We start from the raw sequence: 17,142 nt of genomic DNA, 5'->3' as shown, positions 1-17,142 counted from the left end.
TGCAATGGGATTCAAACGCGCAAAACATTGGCCTCAATCACAACTTCATACTCCGGGCGACTCACTCTCCCGGCACCGCCAACCACTCACCAACCACCTTCTGATAAGCCCCGGTTGCCTTGCTCAACTTGAGCCACTGATCGACGTAGCTTTTCCAGGCCATGTCATCGCGGGGCAACAGGTAAGCTTTTTCGCCGTATTGCATGTATTTCGCTGGATTGACCGTGCACAGGCCGGGCATGCGCTTTTGCTGGTAGAGCGCTTCGGATGCGTCGGTGATCATCACGTCGGCCTGCTTGTCGAGAAGCGTTTGAAAGATGGTTTTGTTGTCGTGAAAGGCGAGGTTCGCGTTGGGCAGATAGGCATGCACAAACGCCTCGTTAGTACCGCCTTGAGGTTCGATCACGCGCACTGAAGGCTGATTGATTTGCTCGATGGTTTGGTAACGGGCTTGATCCTCGCACCGCACCAGGGGCACTTTGCCGTCGATGTCCAGTGTGCTGCTGAAGAATGCCTTTTTCTGGCGCTCCAGCGTTACCGATATCCCGCCGACGCCGATGTCGCATTTGCCGCCAATCATGTCCGGCATTAGGGTTTTCCAGGTGGTTGGCACCCATTGCACCTTCACACCCAGGCTTTGCGCCAATGACTGCGCCAGTTCGATATCAATACCTTCGTATTGGCCGTCTGGGCGTAAAAACGTGTAGGGCTTGTAATCGCCCGTGGTGCAGACTGCAAGTTGGCCCTGTTCGATGATTTTATCCAGGTGCGAGGAAGATTCCTGGGCTTGAGCGATGCTCGACAATCCCAGCAGCAAGCCGGCGGTAAGGCGTTTATTCATGTGTCGATCCCTGTTCGATTTGACCTTGGCTGTGTTTTAAGAGGAAAGCCGGCAGAAGGGAAGTCAGTCTTGAGGTGATTTAAGCGCTTTGGACTTGGCACGGTAATGCCGGAACAGCGCTACAGCACAAGCCAGCACCACAACCGCGATCGCTATCGGCAGGCGGTAGGGCTTGAGATTGCCGAGCATTTGCTCAAGGAATTCACCCGCCCAGTACCCGGCGCAGGCGAAGATTGTTGCCCACACCACCGCACCGACCAGATTGACTAGCGAGAAACGAATCGGTGACAGGCGACTGGCGCCGATCACCATCGGGCCCACTAAACGCATGCCATAGAGGAAGCGCACAGAGAAAATTGATGCTGTCGGGTAGCGCTCGATCAAACCTGACACGCGTTTGATCGCTGCGTCATGGCGATGCAGGCGTGGCAACAGTCGCGCGCCGAAATATCGCCCTGTCCAGAACAGGATCTGGTCACCCAGCATGCCGGCAATACTGGCGTAGGCGATGACCGGCCAGAGGCTCAAGATGTGTTGGTGTGCTGCCATGCCGCCCAGCAGCAGAATGGTTTCGCCTTCCAGGAGGCAGCCAACGAACACTGCCCAGTAGCCATACGTTGCAAGCAGATAGTTGACGTCGATGTGTTCAAACATACGGGATGAGCGGCCTTGTATGATGGGGGAGCTGCGGGATGTCCCGGCGGAATAGGTCGTCCGTTTTTCGGGCTGCGCAAGCTTTTCGACCCGGCGCGTGTCAGAACAGTTCTGTCCCATTAGTGGGATGCGCACACGATAAAGGATACAAGCCCTACGCTGTCTAATCGGCGAATTCGGCCTCCAGTGCCGCCAGATCCTTTTCAATCACTTTCATCAACATTTCCCACTCGCCCTGGGTGCGCTTCAGCGCTTCGCCTTCGCGCGAGTAAAGAAAGTCGATGACATTGGCAGTTTCCTTGGTTCGGCTGGCTGGGCGAAACGCATCCATGCTCAAGACGCGCGCAAGCATGTCCAGTTCGGTCGCGTGATTGACCCATTGCCAGTTGTCCTTGATCACCACCTTGTCGAGCAAGACGCACTGCTTCTTGAAGGCGCGCAGACTGACGCCGAACGGGCTGGCACTTAGCAGTGATGTTATTCGGGCGCCTTCGCTGTTGGCCTTGTCCACTGCGTTGGGGCCGAAGAACCACTCGTTGAAACTCATCTCGATTTCGCGAAATGCCACATTGGCCTCCCAGATAATCCCGAGCGCCTTGTTGTGGATCATCTCGTTTTTCCAGGCGCGATAGGCTTTGAACGCAAGCCCGACCAGCCCGATAGCGGCCAGCGACTGCACCAGCGCAGAGACTGAATTGATCACGTCATATGCACGCGCAGAGCCCGAAATGCCCGCGCCGGTGTAGGACTCGTAGAAGACCGCGCCCGTTATCGCCGCCAAGGCAAACAGCGCGCAGTAAAAGCCAAACGCATAGGGATCTTTCATTATTGTTTTTATCCCATCAGCCAGGTTCAGAGGAAGGTCCAACGGCTATGGATCAGTCATGTTTAAGGCTAGTAGAGATCATGGGAAATTGCAGGCGCGCGGGGCGGCGAAACGACGGAGCGGGGGAGGGCTGAGGCGAGCGCCCGGTTAAATGACGCCCACAAAAAAACCGGCTCAAACGTGGCCGGTTTCTTCGTTTTTCAAGTCTGGTAAGGACTTGAATTTGCTGCTGTTTGGTGCCCCGAGGGAGACTCGAACTCCCACTCCTTTCGAAAACGGATTTTGAATCCGCCGCGTCTACCAATTCCGCCATCAGGGCTCAATGGCGGCGAAGTATAGAGAGGGTCCGACCGTTGGTCAATCATGTTTCATGGTCAATTTTAACTATTTCCGCTAAACTTTCCGGCCCTGCTAGACGAACCCCATCATGCGCGTTGCTGACTTTACCTTCGAGCTCCCTGATTCCTTGATCGCTCGCCATCCTTTGGCCGAGCGACGCAGCAGCCGCTTGCTGACCCTTGATGGGGAAAGCGGCGCGCTCGCCCACCGTCAATTCGCCGATTTGCTGGAGCATTTGCGCCCTGGCGATTTGATGGTGTTCAACAATACTCGCGTTATTCCAGCGCGGCTGTTCGGCCAGAAGGCGTCGGGCGGCAAGCTGGAAATTCTCGTCGAGCGCGTGCTCGACAACCATCGCGTACTGGCGCATGTGCGCTCCAGCAAATCGCCCAAGCCGGGCTCATCGATTCTTATAGATGGCGGTGGTGAGGCCCAAATGGTTGCGCGTCACGATGCGCTGTTCGAACTGCATTTCGCAGAAGAGGTCCTGCCGCTGCTGGAGCGGGTGGGGCACATGCCGCTTCCTCCCTATATTGATCGCCCTGACGACGACGCAGATCGCGAGCGTTACCAGACGGTCTACGCGCAGCGTGCCGGTGCGGTGGCTGCGCCGACCGCAGGGCTGCATTTCGATCAGGCGATGATGGACGCCATCGCGCAAAAAGGCGTGGAGACCGCGTTCGTGACCTTGCACGTCGGCGCCGGTACGTTTCAGCCCGTGCGCGTCGAGCGTCTTGAAGACCACCACATGCACAACGAATGGCTTGAAGTGAGCCAGCAAGTGGTCGATGCCGTGGCCGCGTGCCGTGAGCGCGGCGGTCGAGTGGTCGCCGTGGGCACCACCAGCGTGCGTTCTCTTGAAAGCGCTGCGCGCGACGGTGTGCTCAAGCCGTTCAGCGGCGATACCGACATCTTCATCTTTCCAGGCCGACCCTTTCATGTGGTCGATGCACTGGTCACCAATTTCCATTTGCCTGAATCCACGCTCCTGATGCTGGTTTCGGCGTTCGCCGGCTACCCGGAAACCATGGCGGCCTACGCGGCGGCGGTGGAAAACGGATACCGCTTTTTCAGTTACGGTGATGCGATGTTCATCACCCGCAATCCTGCGCCGACTACCCCCCAAGGCTCGGCCCCTGAGGATCAAGCATGAGTCGCACCTGTCGTATGTCTTTCGAGCTGCTGGCAACCGATGGCAAGGCTCGCCGTGGTCGCATCACCTTTCCTCGTGGCGTGGTCGAAACCCCGGCGTTCATGCCGGTGGGCACCTACGGCACGGTCAAGGGCATGCTGCCTCGGGATATCGAAGCGACTGGCGCCCAGATGATTCTCGGCAACACCTTCCACCTGTGGCTGCGCCCGGGTACTGAGGTGATCAAGCGCCACGGCGACCTGCACGATTTCATGCAGTGGAAAGGCCCGATTCTTACCGACTCCGGCGGCTTCCAGGTCTTCAGTCTTGGCGCGATGCGCAAGATCAAGGAGGAAGGTGTGACCTTTGCCTCTCCGGTCGATGGCGCAAAAGTCTTCATGGGCCCAGAAGAGTCGATGCAGGTTCAGCGCGACTTGGGTTCGGACATCGTGATGATCTTCGACGAGTGCACGCCTTACCCGGCTGATGAGGACGTGGCGCGTATCTCCATGGAGTTGTCCTTGCGTTGGGCCAAGCGTTCGAAAGTCGCCCATGGCGAAAACACCGCGGCGCTGTTTGGCATCGTTCAGGGGGGCATGCACGAAGACTTGCGCATGCGCTCGCTCGAAGGCCTGGACGAGATCGGCTTCGACGGTCTGGCCATTGGGGGCCTTTCCGTGGGCGAGCCCAAGCATGAAATGATCAAAGTGCTGGACTACCTCCCAGGCCGGATGCCGGCTGACAAACCTCGTTACCTAATGGGGGTAGGCAAGCCCGAAGACCTCGTTGAAGGTGTGCGCCGCGGAGTCGACATGTTCGACTGCGTGATGCCGACCCGCAATGCTCGCAACGGTCATTTGTTCATCGATACCGGTGTTCTGAAAATCCGTAATGCGTTTCACCGTCACGATGATTCGCCGCTGGATCCTACTTGCGATTGCTACACCTGCCAGAACTTCTCGCGCGCTTATCTGCATCATCTGGACAAGTGCGGCGAAATGCTGGGAAGCATGCTTAATACGATCCACAATTTGCGTCATTACCAGCTGCTTATGGCTGGTTTGCGTGAGGCTATTCAACAGGGTACATTGGCCGCCTTTGTCGATGCCTTCTATGCCAAACGCGGGCTTGCAACGCCGCCGCTGGACTGAATGACAGCCGGTCTTTCTGCTTCTTATTAAAATTATGCAACTGGAGTGCTAAATGAGCTTTTTCATCTCTTCCGCTTTCGCGGACGCTGCTGCACCTGCTGCAGGCCCTATGGGCGGTGGCTTTGAATGGATCTTCCTGGTCGGCTTTCTGGTCATCTTTTATCTGATGATCTGGCGTCCACAAGCCAAGCGCGCCAAAGAGCAGAAAAACCTGCTGGGCAACTTGCAGAAGGGCGATGAAGTTGTAACTTCCGGCGGCATCGCCGGCAAGATCAACAAAGTGACTGACGACTTCGTTGTTATTGAAGTTTCTGACACTGTCGAATTGAAGATCCAGAAGGGCGCTATCGCTGCAACCCTGCCTAAGGGCACTCTGAAAGCCATCTGATTCCAGTCTTTTACCAATCGACGGGGCGCGCAAGGCGCCCCGCGTTATAAGCAGGCGGCGTGATGCTGAACAAATACCCTCTGTGGAAATACATCCTGATCCTGGCAGTGCTGGTGGTCGGCTTTATATATTCCGCACCCAATCTCTACCCTGATGACGCGGCCATTCAGGTCACCGGCGCAAGCACTGCGCTGCAGGTCAATCAGGCTGATCTGGATCGTGTGAGCAAGGCGCTTACCGATGCTGGTATCGCGGTCAAGGGCGCGACTCTGGCCGAGAATGGCAAGGGCGGTTTGTTGCGTCTGACCAAGCAGGAAGACCAACTGCCAGCCAAGGATGTCGCTCGCAAAGCGCTGGGTGACGATTATGTCGTCGCGCTCAACCTCGCTCAGACGACGCCAAAATGGCTGCGCAATATCGGCGCCACCCCAATGAAACTGGGTCTGGACCTTTCCGGCGGCGTACACTTTTTGCTCGAAGTGGACATGGACAAAGCGCTCAGCGCCCGTCTGAATGTCTACGAGGGTGAAGTGAAAAGCCTTCTGCGCAAAGAGAAGTTGCGTTATCGCAGTCTGCCTCAGGTCGATGGCGGCATTCAGCTTGGTTTCAGCGATGCTGATTCCCGTGAGCAAGCCCGTGCATTGATTCGCAAAAGCTTCACAGATTTCGAGATTACTCCAAGTGACCGCGGCGAAATGCCGACCCTGCGCCTGGCGATGACGCCAGCCAAGATCGCTGAAATTCGCGAATACTCGATCAAGCAGAACTTGACCACGGTGCGTAACCGCGTCAATGAGCTTGGCGTTGCCGAGCCACTGGTTCAGCGTCAGGGTGCCAATCGCATCGTGGTCGAACTGCCAGGTGTGCAGGACACCGCTGAAGCCAAGCGTATTCTGGGCAAGACGGCCAACCTTGAGTTCCGTCTGGGCGCGGGTCCCGATGACAGCAAAGCCACGACCGAGATGTTCGAGTTTCGTGAAGGTGGACGTCCTGCCGCTCCGGTCGAGCGCAACCTGATCATCACTGGTGACCAGGTTACCGACGCCAAGGCGAGCTTCGACGAACACGGTCGTCCGCAGGTGAACATCAATCTTGATGGTCATGGTGGCGATCTGATGAGCCGCGCGACTCGCGCCAACGTCGGTCGCAGCATGGCGGTGATCTTCATCGAGCAAAAACCGCTCACGACTTACACCAAGCAGACCGTCAACGGCTTCGAGAAAGACGTCCCGGTCCAGACGTTCAAGGAAGAGAAAAAGATCATCAGTCTGGCGACCATTCAGTCGCCGCTGGGTGCTCAGTTCCGCATTACTGGCTTGAACGGTCAGGGTGAGGCTTCCGAGCTGGCTCTGCTATTGCGTGCCGGTGGTCTGGCGGCGCCGATGTACTTCGCTGAAGAGCGCACCATCGGTCCGAGCCTGGGTGCTGACAACATCACCAAAGGTATCGATGCATCGCTGTGGGGCATGCTGTTCGTGTCGCTGTTCATCATCGCTATCTACCGTTTCTTCGGTGTGATCGCGACCGTGGCACTGGCGCTGAACATGGTCATGCTGCTGGCCTTGATGTCTCTGCTGGGTGCGACGCTGACCCTGCCGGGTATCGCCGGTATCGTCTTGACGATGGGCATGGCGGTAGACGCCAACGTCCTGATCTTCTCTCGGATACGTGAGGAGTTGGCCAACGGCATGACCGTACAGCGAGCAATCAACGAAGGTTTCGACCGCGCTTACACGGCGATCCTCGACGCCAACCTGACGACGTTGCTGGTCGGCGGCATTCTCTTTGCGATGGGCACCGGCCCGGTTAAAGGTTTCGCCGTGACCATGTCGCTCGGGATCTTTACCTCGATGTTCACAGCCATCATGGTGACCCGCGCAATGGTCAACCTGATCTATGGTGGTCGTGACTTCAAGAAGTTGTGGATTTAAGGGGCTGACATGAAACGTACCATCAACTTCATGGGTGTCCGCAACATTGCGTTCGGCATCACCATGCTGCTTACCGTACTGGCGTTGTTCAGCTGGTTTCATAAAGGCCTCAACTTCGGTCTTGATTTTACCGGCGGCACGCTCATCGAGCTGACGTACGAGCGTCCTGCCGACCTGGGCAAGGTTCGTGAGGAACTGGCGTCTGCCGGTTACCACGAAGCGGTCGTGCAGAGCTTCGGTGCGACAACCGATCTGCTGGTGCGTATGCCAGGGGAAGATCCGCAACTAGGGACTCAGGTGGCCGAGGCGCTGCGCAAGAACGGCGCCGATAACCCGGCAACCGTCAAACGCGTGGAGTTCGTCGGCCCTCAAGTGGGTGAAGAGCTTCGCGACCAGGGTGGCATCGGCATGTTGCTCGCGCTGGGGGGCGTACTGATCTACCTGGCCTTCCGCTTCCAGTGGAAGTTTGCGGTCGGCGCAATCATTTCGCTGATTCACGACGTGGTCGTGACGATGGGTATCCTGTCGTTCTTCCAGGTGACCTTCGACCTGACTGTGTTGGCGGCGGTGCTGGCGATCATTGGTTACTCGCTCAACGACACCATTGTGGTGTTCGACCGGGTTCGTGAGAACTTCCGCTTGCTACGCAAGGCGTCGCTGATCGAGAACATCAATATCTCAACCACGCAGACGTTGTTGCGAACCATGGCAACGTCGATTTCCACCTTGCTGGCGATCGTGGCGCTATGGGTGTTCGGTGGCGACAGCTTGCACGGCTTCTCCGTGGCGCTGTTCATCGGTGTTCTGGCGGGTACGTACTCGTCCATCTACATCGCCAACGTGGTATTGATCTGGCTGAACTTGCGCAGTGAGGATTTGCTGCCGCCTGTAACCGCCGAGAAAGTGGATGATCGCCCGTAGGGCGTTTCTCTACCGGGTGTCATCCAAAAGGCGCGAGTGTTGAACTCGCGCCTTTTTTTATGCTCCAAGGCTAGGAGTGGTGCGAGCAATCGCGCTGAAGATCCTCAGGAGGTTCAAGTGAACAAATCGTTGCTAGTTGGTGCTGTATTGGGTGCTGTCGGCGTAACCGCCGGGGGTGCTGTGGCAACCTATAGCCTCGTTAAAAGCGGTCCTGAATACGCGGACGTGCTCGCTGTTGAGCCCGTCAATGAAAAAATCAAAAACCCGCGTGAGGTCTGCAAGGATGTGGCGGTAACCCATAGAGCGGCCGTCAAGGATCAACATCAGATTGTGGGTAGCGTGCTGGGTGCGGTTGCTGGCGGATTGCTGGGTAATCAGGTCGGTGGCGGTAACGGCAAGAAGATCGCGACAGTCGCAGGCGCGGTCGGTGGTGGTTATGCCGGTAACAAGGTTCAGGAAGGCATGCAGAACCGCGATACCTACACAACCACGGAAACCCGCTGCAATACGGTCAACGACATCAGTGACAAAGTTGTTGGCTATAACGTGAAGTACAAGCTCAATGACAAGGTCGGTCAGGTCCGCATGGACCGTGATCCGGGCGACAAGATTCCTGTGAACAAAGACGGGCAATTGGAGTTGAGTCAGGCAGGTCAGTAATCCCCGTGATCGTCTGAAGTAGCAAAAGCACCCTCGGGTGCTTTTGTCGTTTTTCGGGGTGAACATTTCAGCGGGCAATAAAAAACCGGCCAGTAGCCGGTTCTTTAGGGGCTTGGAAAACTCAGCGTTTTAGCGATGCCGGAACGTGCGGAGCAATCGAGGTCAGAACAGCTTTGAAGCACTTGGTGTTGCCGGCGACGATGTGGCCTTTCTCGAGGAAATCGTGACCGCCATTGAAGTCGCTAACCAAGCCGCCTGCTTCTTGAATCAGCAATGCGCCAGCGGCCATGTCCCACTCAGACAAGCCCGACTCCCAGAAGGCATCGAAACGGCCGGCTGCGACGTAAGCCAGGTCCAGGCTCGCTGCGCCAGCACGGCGAATGCCGGCCGTCTGACCGACCAGGCTGCGGAACATGCCCAGGTAGCTTTCGAGGTTATCCAGCTGGTTTTCGCGGAACGGGAAACCGGTGCCGAGGAGGGCGCCTTCCAGGCTCTTGCGATTGCTGACCCGCAGGCGACGACCGTTGAGGGCTGCGCCACGGCCACGGCTAGCGGTGAATTCTTCCTGGCGAACCGGGTCCAGAACCACTGCGTGCTCAAGGCGACCACGGTATTTGCAGGCGATGCTGACAGCGAAATGCGGTACGCCGCGTACGAAGTTGGTGGTACCGTCCAGTGGATCGATGATCCACAGATAATCGGTGCCTTCGCCGCTGCCTTCATGCAGGCCGCTTTCTTCGCCGAGGATGCCGTGAGTGGGGTAAGCCTTACGCAGAGCGGTGATGATGCTTTGCTCAGCGGCGCGATCGATCTCGGTTACGTAGTCTTTCGCGTCTTTTTCGTCGACCTTGATGGTATCCAGGCGCTCGATGGAGCGGAAAATCAATTCGCTGGCGCTGCGGGCGGCGCGCAGCGCGATATTCAGCATGGGCTGCATGGATGTATCACCTAGGTCGTTAAAGAGAGCCGAACATTCTATGGGTTATCCCAAGCGATTTCCAGCGCGAGTTCGTCTTCGGCCACTGCGGCGGCTGCCGGCCCTGCGGTAAAATGCGGTCCATACATGTGTGTCGCTGCCCTAATGCGCTGTAAGTAACGCACGGGTTCGTGGCGAAAGTCTGGGCGTTTCTGTAACATTCTCACCCCTAATTTCACCTGCTAGTGAGACCTCACCTTTGCTGCAAAATATTCGTGTTGTTCTAGTCGGCACCAGCCATCCGGGAAATATCGGTGGCGCTGCTCGTGCCATGAAAAACATGGGGCTTTCGCGTCTGGTGTTGGTTGATCCGGCAGTTTTTCCTCACCACGAGGCTGATGCCCGTGCGTCAGGTGCCAGCGATATCCTTGAGAATGCTCAGGTAGTCGCGACGCTCGAAGACGCTTTGGTTGGCTGCAATCTGGTTCTGGGAACCAGTGCGCGGGATCGCCGGATCCCCTGGCCGCTGCTGGATCCGCGTGAAGCCGGGATTAAATCGGTAGAGCACTCTGCGCTGGGTGAAGAAATTGCGTTGGTGTTCGGTCGTGAATATGCCGGCCTGACTAATGAAGAGCTGCAGCGCTGTCATTATCACGTTCATATTCCTTCAGATCCTGAGTTCAGTTCGTTGAACCTGGCTGCAGCCGTTCAGGTGCTGAGCTACGAGGTGCGGATGTCCTGGCTGGCAGCGGACGGTCAGGCGAGCAAAACAGAAAAATTCGAAGTGAATTCGGTGCGCAGTACCGAGTTGGCGACGATGGATGAGATGGAGAAATTCTATGAGCATCTGGAATCGACTCTCGTCACTATCGGCTTCCTCGATCCGGAGAAGCCTCGCCATCTGATGGCAAGACTTCGTCGCCTATATGGGCGTTCGGCCGTCAATCGATCTGAAATGAGTATTTTGCGAGGCATCCTCACCGAAACACAGAAATCGGCTAACGGTGAGCCCTATAAGCGTAAGGATCAGTGATGTTCGAGCGTTTGCGAGAGGATATTCAAAGCGTGTTTCACCGTGATCCGGCGGCCCGTAACGCGTTTGAGGTGCTGACCTGCTATCCCGGCATGCACGCGATCTGGCTCCATCGACTGTCCCGATTGCTATGGCTTAATGGCTTTAAGTGGCCAGCCCGCATGGTGTCGAACTTCGGTCGCTGGTTCACCGGCATCGAAATCCACCCGGGCGCCAAAGTTGGTCGCCGGTTTTTCATCGATCACGGAATGGGGATCGTTATTGGCGAGACCGCTGAAATCGGTGACGACGTGACCCTGTATCAGGGCGTTACGTTGGGCGGCACCAGCTGGAACAAGGGCAAGCGTCACCCAACCCTTGAGTCTGGCGTGGTAGTGGGTGCGGGCGCCAAGGTCTTGGGGCCATTCACTGTCGGCGCCGGCGCGAAGGTGGGTTCCAATGCGGTGGTGACCAAAGCGGTCCCGGCGGGCGCGACGGTAGTGGGTATTCCCGGCCGCATCATCATCAAGTCCGATGACGAAGTTGAAGCCAAGCGAAAGGCCATGGCTGAAAAGCTCGGTTTCGATGCCTACGGCGTCAGTGAAGACATGCCTGATCCGGTGGCCAGGGCCATCGGGCAACTGCTTGATCACCTGCAGGCTGTGGACGTTCGGCTGGAGGACATGGGCGACGCCCTGAAGAAGATAGGTTGCGAATATCGGGAAAAAGAACTTCCGGTGTTGCAGAAGGATGTATTTGACTGCGTCAAGGATCGCAACGAATCCAAAATCGGCTGAGTATGAAAAGGAGGGGGCGCACCCAATCATGGCGGTGCGTGCCATTTCAGCCCGGGATTTGCTATGATGCGGCCGCTGTTTTGCGGGTAATCCCGACTACTGCGCTAGGTCTTATAGTTGACTTAAATACTCGGGAATAGCATACTCGCCCCATTCCGAACCTCCGCGGTATATGCCATGCGACTGACTACAAAAGGCCGATACGCTGTAACTGCCATGCTTGATCTGGCGTTGCATGCGCAGCATGGGCCAGTGTCTCTTGCCGATATTTCCGAGCGGCAGGGCATTTCCCTTTCCTACCTTGAGCAGCTGTTCGCCAAGCTGCGCCGCAGCAATCTGGTTTCCAGCGTGCGCGGGCCGGGTGGTGGATATCAGCTTTCCCGCAACATGCAGGGCATCCAGGTAGCTCAGGTGATCGATGCGGTCAACGAGTCCGTCGATGCCACGCGTTGTCAGGGCTTGGGTGATTGCCATGCTGGCGATACCTGTCTGACCCACCACCTGTGGTGCGACCTCAGCCAACAGATTCACGAATTTCTAAGCGGTATCAGTCTGGCCGACCTTGTCACTCGCCGTGAGGTACAAGAAGTCGCTCAGCGTCAGGATCAGCGTCGTTGCAACAGCAAGACGTCTCAGCTGGACAAGATTGAAACATCCGCCGTTGAGTGAACGCAGATGAACGCGCGGCGCGCCTGCCCGATAGGAGATATTCAATGAGATTGCCGATTTACCTCGATTACTCCGCGACGACCCCGGTCGATCCGCGTGTTGCTCAGAAAATGAGCGATTGCCTGTTGGTTGACGGAAACTTCGGCAACCCTGCATCGCGTTCCCACGTGTTTGGCTGGAAGGCTGAAGAGTCGGTTGAAAACGCTCGGCGTCAGGTCGCTGACCTGGTCAACGCCGACCCTCGTGAGATTGTCTGGACATCCGGTGCTACCGAATCCGACAACCTGGCGATCAAAGGCGCTGCCCATTTCTATTCCACCAAGGGCAAGCACCTGATAACTTCCAAGATTGAGCACAAGGCTGTCCTTGACACCATGCGCCAGTTGGAACGTGAAGGTTTCGAGGTCACTTATCTCGATCCACAGGAAGACGGCCTGATCACCCCATCGATGATCCAGGCGGTTCTGCGCGACGACACCATTCTGGTTTCGATCATGCACGTGAACAACGAAATCGGCACCGTCAACGACATCGCTGCCATCGGTGAGCTTACCCGCTCGCGTGGCGTGTTGTTCCACGTCGATGCGGCCCAGTCCACTGGCAAGGTCGAAATCGATCTGGCAGCGCTCAAAGTCGATTTGATGTCTTTCTCCGCCCACAAAACCTACGGCCCTAAAGGCATCGGCGCGCTGTATGTGAGCCGCAAGCCGCGTGTTCGCATCGAAGCGGCCATGCATGGCGGCGGTCACGAGCGCGGCATGCGTTCCGGCACGCTGGCGACCCACCAGATCGTTGGTATGGGCGAAGCATTCCGTGTCGCCAAAGAAGACATGGTCGCAGAAAACGTCCGTCTCAAGGCTTTGAGTGATCGCTTCTATAAGCAGGTCGAGCATTTGGAAGAGCTCTACATCAACGGCAGCATGACCGCCCGCGTACCGCACAACCTGAATTTGAGCTTCAACTACGTCGAAGGCGAGTCGCTGATCATGGCGCTCAAGGATCTGGCGGTGTCGTCCGGTTCGGCCTGCACATCTGCGTCCCTTGAACCTTCATACGTGCTGCGTGCGCTGGGTCGTAACGACGAGCTGGCACACAGTTCGATTCGCTTCACCTTCGGCCGCTTCACTACCGAAGAAGAGATCGACTACGCCGCACAGAAGGTCTGTGAGGCCGTGACCAAGCTGCGCTCTCTGTCGCCGCTGTGGGACATGTACAAAGACGGCGTCGATATCTCGAAGATCGAGTGGGCGGCGCACTAATTTAAAGTCGCCTTCCATGCGGGCCGCGCACAACCAATGGTTGACGCGGCCCGAAGAGCGGCTCACCTGTTGAGAGGATAAGTATCATGGCTTACAGCGAAAAGGTCATCGACCACTACGAGAACCCGCGCAACGTCGGCAAGATGAACGCGGAAGATCCTGATGTTGGCACCGGCATGGTCGGCGCGCCAGCTTGCGGCGACGTCATGCGTTTGCAGATCAAAGTCAACGAGCAGGGCATCATCGAAGATGCCAAGTTCAAGACCTACGGCTGCGGTTCTGCAATCGCTTCCAGCTCACTGGCAACCGAGTGGATGAAAGGCAAGACTCTGGATGAAGCAGAGACCATCAAAAACACTCAGCTCGCCGAAGAACTGGCCCTGCCGCCGGTAAAAATTCACTGCTCGGTACTCGCAGAAGACGCCATCAAGGCCGCCGTTCGCGATTACAAGCAGAAGAAGGGCCTGCTTTAAGCAGCCCATTGCGAAGCCTGCGTTCAGTAACAGCTGTGAAGTAAGGAGTTCAGATGGCTATCAGCATGACAGAAGCTGCCGCTAAGCATGTGCAGCGGTCCCTCTCGGGTCGTGGCAAAGGTGACGGCGTTCGCCTGGGTGTTCGCACCACCGGCTGCTCCGGGCTGGCCTATGTGCTTGAGTTCGTCGATGCGCCGGAAAGTGAAGACACCGTCTTCGAGCTGCACGGCGTCAAGGTGATCATCGATCCCAAGAGCCTGGTGTACCTCGACGGTACAGAGCTTGATTTCGTCAAGGAAGGGTTGAACGAAGGTTTCAAGTTCAACAACCCCAACTCCCGCGGCGAATGTGGCTGTGGCGAAAGCTTCAACATCTGAGGCTTATTGTGGGTACTCCTTGTCACTTCGCTTTATTCGACTTGCAGCCTGCGTTTCTTGTCGACCTTGATCTGCTGGCGACCCGTTACCGTGAGTTGGCCCGTGGCGTTCATCCAGACCGCTTTGCTGATGCTTCCGAGCGTGAGCAGCGTATTGCGCTGGAGCGTTCAGCGAGCCTTAACGACGCCTATCAGACCCTCAAAAATGCACCCAAGCGGGCGCGGTATTTGTTGGCGCTGAACGGTGGCGAGGTGCCGTTGGAAGTCACTGTTCACGATCCCGATTTCCTTCTTCAGCAGATGCAATGGCGCGAAGAACTCGAGGATCTGCAGGACGAGGCTGATCTGGACGGTGTTGCAGCGTTCAAGCGTCGATTAAAGACCGCACAGCAAGAACTGAACGAAAGCTTCGCGGCCTGTTGGGACGATGCTGCACAACGTGAGCAGGCTGAAAGGCTGATGCGCCGTATGCAGTTCCTCGACAAGCTCTCCTACGAAGTGCGCCAGCTGGAAGAGCGCCTCGACGATTAACCCCGCGCTGCTTATGGCAGCGCGCCTGTGAAATCAGAAAAGCAATGGCTCTACTGCAGATCGCCGAACCAGGCCAAAGTCCACAACCTCACCAGCGCCGTTTGGCCGTCGGGATTGATCTCGGCACCACCAACTCGCTGGTCGCTGCATTGCGCAGTGGTGTCTCCGAACCGCTGGCCGATGCCGACGGCGAAGTCATCTTGCCATCCGCAGTGCGCTATCACGCCGATCGCGTGGAAGTGGGGCAGTCGGCAAAGCTTGCCGCTGCCACCGACCCACTTAATACGATCATTTCGGTCAAGCGCCTCATGGGGCGAGGCATCAGTGACGTGAAGCATTTGGGTGAGCAATTGCCTTACCGCTTCATCGGTGGCGAATCCCACATGCCATTCATTGACACGGTTCAGGGCCCGAAGAGCCCGGTTGAAGTGTCTGCCGATATTTTGAAAGTCCTGCGTCAACGCGCTGAAGCCACATTGGGCGGCGAGTTGGTGGGTGCGGTGATTACCGTTCCAGCCTACTTCGACGACTCTCAGCGTCAGGCGACCAAGGATGCCGCCAAGCTGGCGGGTCTGAACGTACTGCGTTTGCTCAACGAACCGACGGCAGCTGCCGTTGCATACGGTCTTGACCAGAACGCCGAAGGTGTCGTTGCCATCTACGACCTAGGTGGCGGCACTTTCGATATCTCGATTTTGCGTCTGACTGGCGGCGTATTTGAAGTCATGGCCACGGGTGGTGACAGCGCGCTGGGTGGTGATGATTTTGACCACGCCATCGCCAGTTGGATCATCACCGAAGCGGGGCTTTCAGACGATCTCGATCCTTCATCCCAGCGCAGTCTGCTTCAAACCGCATGCGCGGCGAAAGAAGCGCTGACCGACAGCCAGTCGGTTGATGTTGCCTACGGGCAGTGGAGTGCCGTGCTCACACGTGAGGGCTTTAACGGCTTGATCGAGTCGATGGTCGCGCGCAGCCTCAAGGCCTGCCGCCGCGCTGTTCGTGATTCCGGCATCGAGCTCGAAGAAGTTGAGGCCGTGGTCATGGTAGGTGGTTCGACCCGGGTGCCCCGCGTGCGTGATGCCGTGGCAGAGATGTTCGGCCGTCAACCGCTGACCGAAATCGACCCTGATCAAGTGGTTGCCATTGGCGCGGCCATTCAGGCTGACACACTGGCGGGCAACAAGCGTGATGGCGGTGAATTGCTGCTGCTGGACGTGATACCGCTGTCGTTGGGGCTGGAAACCATGGGCGGCCTGATGGAGAAGGTGATTCCGCGCAACACCACTATCCCCGTTGCCCGCGCTCAGGATTTCACCACGTATAAAGACGGCCAGTCGGCCATGATGATTCACGTCTTGCAGGGCGAGCGTGAGCTGATCAGCGATTGCCGCTCGTTGGCGCGTTTTGAATTGCGTGGTATTCCGGCCATGGTCGCCGGTGCTGCGAAAATCCGCGTGACCTTCCAGGTCGATGCGGACGGTTTGCTCAGTGTTGCCGCTCGCGAACTGGCATCCGGTGTGGAATCGAGCATTCAAGTCAAGCCATCCTACGGACTGACCGACGGCGAAGTCGCTCGTATGCTCAAGGATTCGTTCCAGTATGCCGGTGACGACAAAGTTGCCCGTGTTCTGCGCGAGCAGCAGGTTGATGCCGAGCGCTTACTCGAGGCTGTTCAGGGCGCGCTAGATGCCGACGGCGAGCGTTTGCTGGACGCTGAAGAGCGCATGGTCATCGATCTGCAGATGGATGAACTCCGTGAATTGATGAAGGGCACGGACGGCTCGGCCATTGAGCAGCAGACCAAGCGTCTGTCGCAAGTGACCGATGCCTTCGCTGCCCGTCGCCTGGACTCGACGGTGAAAGCCGCCCTGTCAGGACGCAACCTGAATGAGATTGAGGAATAACTGATGCCGCAGGTCATATTTCTGCCACACGCCGAGCATTGCCCGGAAGGCATGGTTGTAGAAGCAGAGGTCGGTCAATCGATTCTCGAACTTGCCCACGAACATCACATCGAGATCGAAAGTGCATGTGGCGGCGTCTGCGCCTGCACCACCTGTCATTGCATCATTCGTGAGGGCTTCAACTCACTTGAAGAAGCTGACGAGTTGGAAGAGGATTTCCTGGACCGTGCATGGGGTCTGGAGGCGCAATCGCGGCTGTCCTGCCAGGCTAAGGTCGGGACGCAGGACCTGACGGTCGAAATCCCGAAATACTCCCTCAACCATGCCGCCGAAGCGCCGCACTGATTCAGGAAGTCTGT

Annotated in this window: 19 protein-coding genes and 1 tRNA gene; 15 read left to right on the top strand and 5 right to left on the bottom strand. The window is 57.2% G+C overall.

Features of this window, described 5'->3' with window-relative positions:
* Positions 1 to 61: 61 nt before the first annotated feature.
* The 4 genes from ACWKWM_RS12680 to ACWKWM_RS12665 form a co-directional block, all read right to left on the bottom strand.
* Entirely contained in the window at positions 62 to 841 is a 780-nt protein-coding gene (locus tag ACWKWM_RS12680; protein WP_483846467.1) for a transporter substrate-binding domain-containing protein, read from the bottom strand.
* Between the two features lie 63 nt (positions 842 to 904).
* Positions 905 to 1,495: a DedA family protein gene (locus ACWKWM_RS12675; protein WP_483846466.1), complete on the bottom strand. Its 591-nt coding sequence runs from the start codon at positions 1,493 to 1,495 to the stop codon at positions 905 to 907.
* A gap of 163 nt (positions 1,496 to 1,658) precedes the next feature.
* Positions 1,659 to 2,321: a hypothetical protein gene (locus tag ACWKWM_RS12670; protein WP_483846465.1), complete on the bottom strand. Its 663-nt coding sequence runs from the start codon at positions 2,319 to 2,321 to the stop codon at positions 1,659 to 1,661.
* A gap of 234 nt (positions 2,322 to 2,555) precedes the next feature.
* Positions 2,556 to 2,640 (bottom strand) — tRNA-Leu (locus ACWKWM_RS12665).
* 108 nt (positions 2,641 to 2,748) lie between these two features.
* Between ACWKWM_RS12665 and queA the strand changes: the two genes are divergently transcribed.
* The 6 genes from queA to ACWKWM_RS12635 all read left to right on the top strand — a co-directional run bounded on the left by queA (position 2,749) and on the right by ACWKWM_RS12635 (position 8,843).
* Complete coding sequence (gene queA / locus ACWKWM_RS12660; RefSeq protein ID WP_483846464.1) at positions 2,749 to 3,813, top strand: tRNA preQ1(34) S-adenosylmethionine ribosyltransferase-isomerase QueA; 1,065 nt, start codon at positions 2,749 to 2,751, stop codon at positions 3,811 to 3,813.
* A gap of 14 nt (positions 3,814 to 3,827) precedes the next feature.
* Complete coding sequence (gene tgt, locus ACWKWM_RS12655; RefSeq protein WP_483846500.1) at positions 3,828 to 4,943, top strand: tRNA guanosine(34) transglycosylase Tgt; 1,116 nt, start codon at positions 3,828 to 3,830, stop codon at positions 4,941 to 4,943.
* A gap of 52 nt (positions 4,944 to 4,995) precedes the next feature.
* Positions 4,996 to 5,331 (top strand): preprotein translocase subunit YajC, encoded by a 336-nt coding sequence (yajC, locus tag ACWKWM_RS12650; RefSeq protein ID WP_020292183.1) that lies wholly within the window; start codon positions 4,996 to 4,998, stop codon positions 5,329 to 5,331.
* A 62-nt stretch (positions 5,332 to 5,393) separates the two neighbouring features.
* Complete coding sequence (gene secD / locus ACWKWM_RS12645) at positions 5,394 to 7,262, top strand: protein translocase subunit SecD (RefSeq protein WP_483846463.1); 1,869 nt, start codon at positions 5,394 to 5,396, stop codon at positions 7,260 to 7,262.
* Between the two features lie 9 nt (positions 7,263 to 7,271).
* Entirely contained in the window at positions 7,272 to 8,183 is a 912-nt protein-coding gene (gene secF / locus ACWKWM_RS12640) for a protein translocase subunit SecF (protein ID WP_483846462.1), read from the top strand.
* Positions 8,184 to 8,300: 117 nt separating this feature from the next.
* The gene (locus tag ACWKWM_RS12635; RefSeq protein ID WP_483846461.1) at positions 8,301 to 8,843 is read left to right on the top strand and encodes a glycine zipper 2TM domain-containing protein; all 543 of its coding nucleotides are present in this window, start codon (positions 8,301 to 8,303) and stop codon (positions 8,841 to 8,843) included.
* A gap of 121 nt (positions 8,844 to 8,964) precedes the next feature.
* On the opposite strand, the gene suhB is transcribed toward ACWKWM_RS12635, so the two are convergent.
* On the bottom strand, positions 8,965 to 9,780 hold the full coding sequence (gene suhB / locus ACWKWM_RS12630) for a type III secretion system regulator SuhB (RefSeq protein ID WP_483846460.1): 816 nt from the start codon (positions 9,778 to 9,780) through the stop codon (positions 8,965 to 8,967).
* A 238-nt stretch (positions 9,781 to 10,018) separates the two neighbouring features.
* Here suhB and trmJ point away from each other — a divergent pair, with 238 nt between their 5' ends.
* From trmJ to fdx, 9 genes are all read left to right on the top strand, one after another.
* Positions 10,019 to 10,792, top strand: coding sequence for a tRNA (cytosine(32)/uridine(32)-2'-O)-methyltransferase TrmJ (gene trmJ, locus ACWKWM_RS12625; protein ID WP_483846459.1), 774 nt, complete (start codon positions 10,019 to 10,021; stop codon positions 10,790 to 10,792).
* Complete coding sequence (gene cysE, locus ACWKWM_RS12620) at positions 10,792 to 11,568, top strand: serine O-acetyltransferase (protein ID WP_483846458.1); 777 nt, start codon at positions 10,792 to 10,794, stop codon at positions 11,566 to 11,568. Before trmJ ends, cysE begins: the two co-directional genes overlap by 1 nt.
* A 177-nt stretch (positions 11,569 to 11,745) precedes the next feature.
* Complete coding sequence (iscR, locus tag ACWKWM_RS12615) at positions 11,746 to 12,237, top strand: Fe-S cluster assembly transcriptional regulator IscR (RefSeq protein ID WP_483838869.1); 492 nt, start codon at positions 11,746 to 11,748, stop codon at positions 12,235 to 12,237.
* A gap of 44 nt (positions 12,238 to 12,281) precedes the next feature.
* Positions 12,282 to 13,496, top strand: a complete 1,215-nt coding sequence (locus ACWKWM_RS12610) for an IscS subfamily cysteine desulfurase (RefSeq protein ID WP_483846457.1) — start codon at positions 12,282 to 12,284, stop codon at positions 13,494 to 13,496.
* Between the two features lie 86 nt (positions 13,497 to 13,582).
* On the top strand, positions 13,583 to 13,969 hold the full coding sequence (iscU, locus tag ACWKWM_RS12605) for a Fe-S cluster assembly scaffold IscU (RefSeq protein WP_062383507.1): 387 nt from the start codon (positions 13,583 to 13,585) through the stop codon (positions 13,967 to 13,969).
* Positions 13,970 to 14,022: 53 nt separating this feature from the next.
* Positions 14,023 to 14,346, top strand: coding sequence for an iron-sulfur cluster assembly protein IscA (gene iscA / locus ACWKWM_RS12600; RefSeq protein ID WP_483846456.1), 324 nt, complete (start codon positions 14,023 to 14,025; stop codon positions 14,344 to 14,346).
* Positions 14,347 to 14,354: 8 nt separating this feature from the next.
* Positions 14,355 to 14,876, top strand: a complete 522-nt coding sequence (hscB, locus tag ACWKWM_RS12595; RefSeq protein ID WP_483846455.1) for a co-chaperone HscB — start codon at positions 14,355 to 14,357, stop codon at positions 14,874 to 14,876.
* Between the two features lie 44 nt (positions 14,877 to 14,920).
* Positions 14,921 to 16,783 carry a Fe-S protein assembly chaperone HscA gene (gene hscA, locus ACWKWM_RS12590; protein WP_483846454.1) on the top strand — a complete coding sequence of 621 codons (1,863 nt, stop codon included), beginning with the start codon at positions 14,921 to 14,923 and terminating at the stop codon, positions 16,781 to 16,783.
* Between the two features lie 3 nt (positions 16,784 to 16,786).
* Positions 16,787 to 17,128: an ISC system 2Fe-2S type ferredoxin gene (gene fdx, locus ACWKWM_RS12585; protein WP_483846453.1), complete on the top strand. Its 342-nt coding sequence runs from the start codon at positions 16,787 to 16,789 to the stop codon at positions 17,126 to 17,128.
* Positions 17,129 to 17,142 lie beyond the last annotated feature (14 nt).

The sequence above is a fragment of the Pseudomonas rosaeacicularis genome (genome assembly GCF_057128745.1).
This window is presented reverse-complemented; position numbering and strand designations above follow the sequence as displayed.

What these genes read in the sequence shown, in the direction of transcription:
- queA (WP_483846464.1), top strand. Translation starts at nt 2,749, where the DNA reads ATGCGCGTTGCTGACTTTACCTTCGAGCTCCCTGATTCCTTGATCGCT.
- ACWKWM_RS12675 (WP_483846466.1), bottom strand. Translation starts at nt 1,495, where the DNA reads ATGTTTGAACACATCGACGTCAACTATCTGCTTGCAACGTATGGCTAC.
- iscU (WP_062383507.1), top strand. Translation starts at nt 13,583, where the DNA reads ATGGCTTACAGCGAAAAGGTCATCGACCACTACGAGAACCCGCGCAAC.
- secF (WP_483846462.1), top strand. Translation starts at nt 7,272, where the DNA reads ATGAAACGTACCATCAACTTCATGGGTGTCCGCAACATTGCGTTCGGC.
- yajC (WP_020292183.1), top strand. Translation starts at nt 4,996, where the DNA reads ATGAGCTTTTTCATCTCTTCCGCTTTCGCGGACGCTGCTGCACCTGCT.
- cysE (WP_483846458.1), top strand. Translation starts at nt 10,792, where the DNA reads ATGTTCGAGCGTTTGCGAGAGGATATTCAAAGCGTGTTTCACCGTGAT.
- ACWKWM_RS12670 (WP_483846465.1), bottom strand. Translation starts at nt 2,321, where the DNA reads ATGAAAGATCCCTATGCGTTTGGCTTTTACTGCGCGCTGTTTGCCTTG.
- secD (WP_483846463.1), top strand. Translation starts at nt 5,394, where the DNA reads ATGCTGAACAAATACCCTCTGTGGAAATACATCCTGATCCTGGCAGTG.
- suhB (WP_483846460.1), bottom strand. Translation starts at nt 9,780, where the DNA reads ATGCAGCCCATGCTGAATATCGCGCTGCGCGCCGCCCGCAGCGCCAGC.
- ACWKWM_RS12680 (WP_483846467.1), bottom strand. Translation starts at nt 841, where the DNA reads ATGAATAAACGCCTTACCGCCGGCTTGCTGCTGGGATTGTCGAGCATC.
- iscA (WP_483846456.1), top strand. Translation starts at nt 14,023, where the DNA reads ATGGCTATCAGCATGACAGAAGCTGCCGCTAAGCATGTGCAGCGGTCC.
- iscR (WP_483838869.1), top strand. Translation starts at nt 11,746, where the DNA reads ATGCGACTGACTACAAAAGGCCGATACGCTGTAACTGCCATGCTTGAT.
- hscA (WP_483846454.1), top strand. Translation starts at nt 14,921, where the DNA reads ATGGCTCTACTGCAGATCGCCGAACCAGGCCAAAGTCCACAACCTCAC.
- ACWKWM_RS12610 (WP_483846457.1), top strand. Translation starts at nt 12,282, where the DNA reads ATGAGATTGCCGATTTACCTCGATTACTCCGCGACGACCCCGGTCGAT.
- tgt (WP_483846500.1), top strand. Translation starts at nt 3,828, where the DNA reads ATGTCTTTCGAGCTGCTGGCAACCGATGGCAAGGCTCGCCGTGGTCGC.
- fdx (WP_483846453.1), top strand. Translation starts at nt 16,787, where the DNA reads ATGCCGCAGGTCATATTTCTGCCACACGCCGAGCATTGCCCGGAAGGC.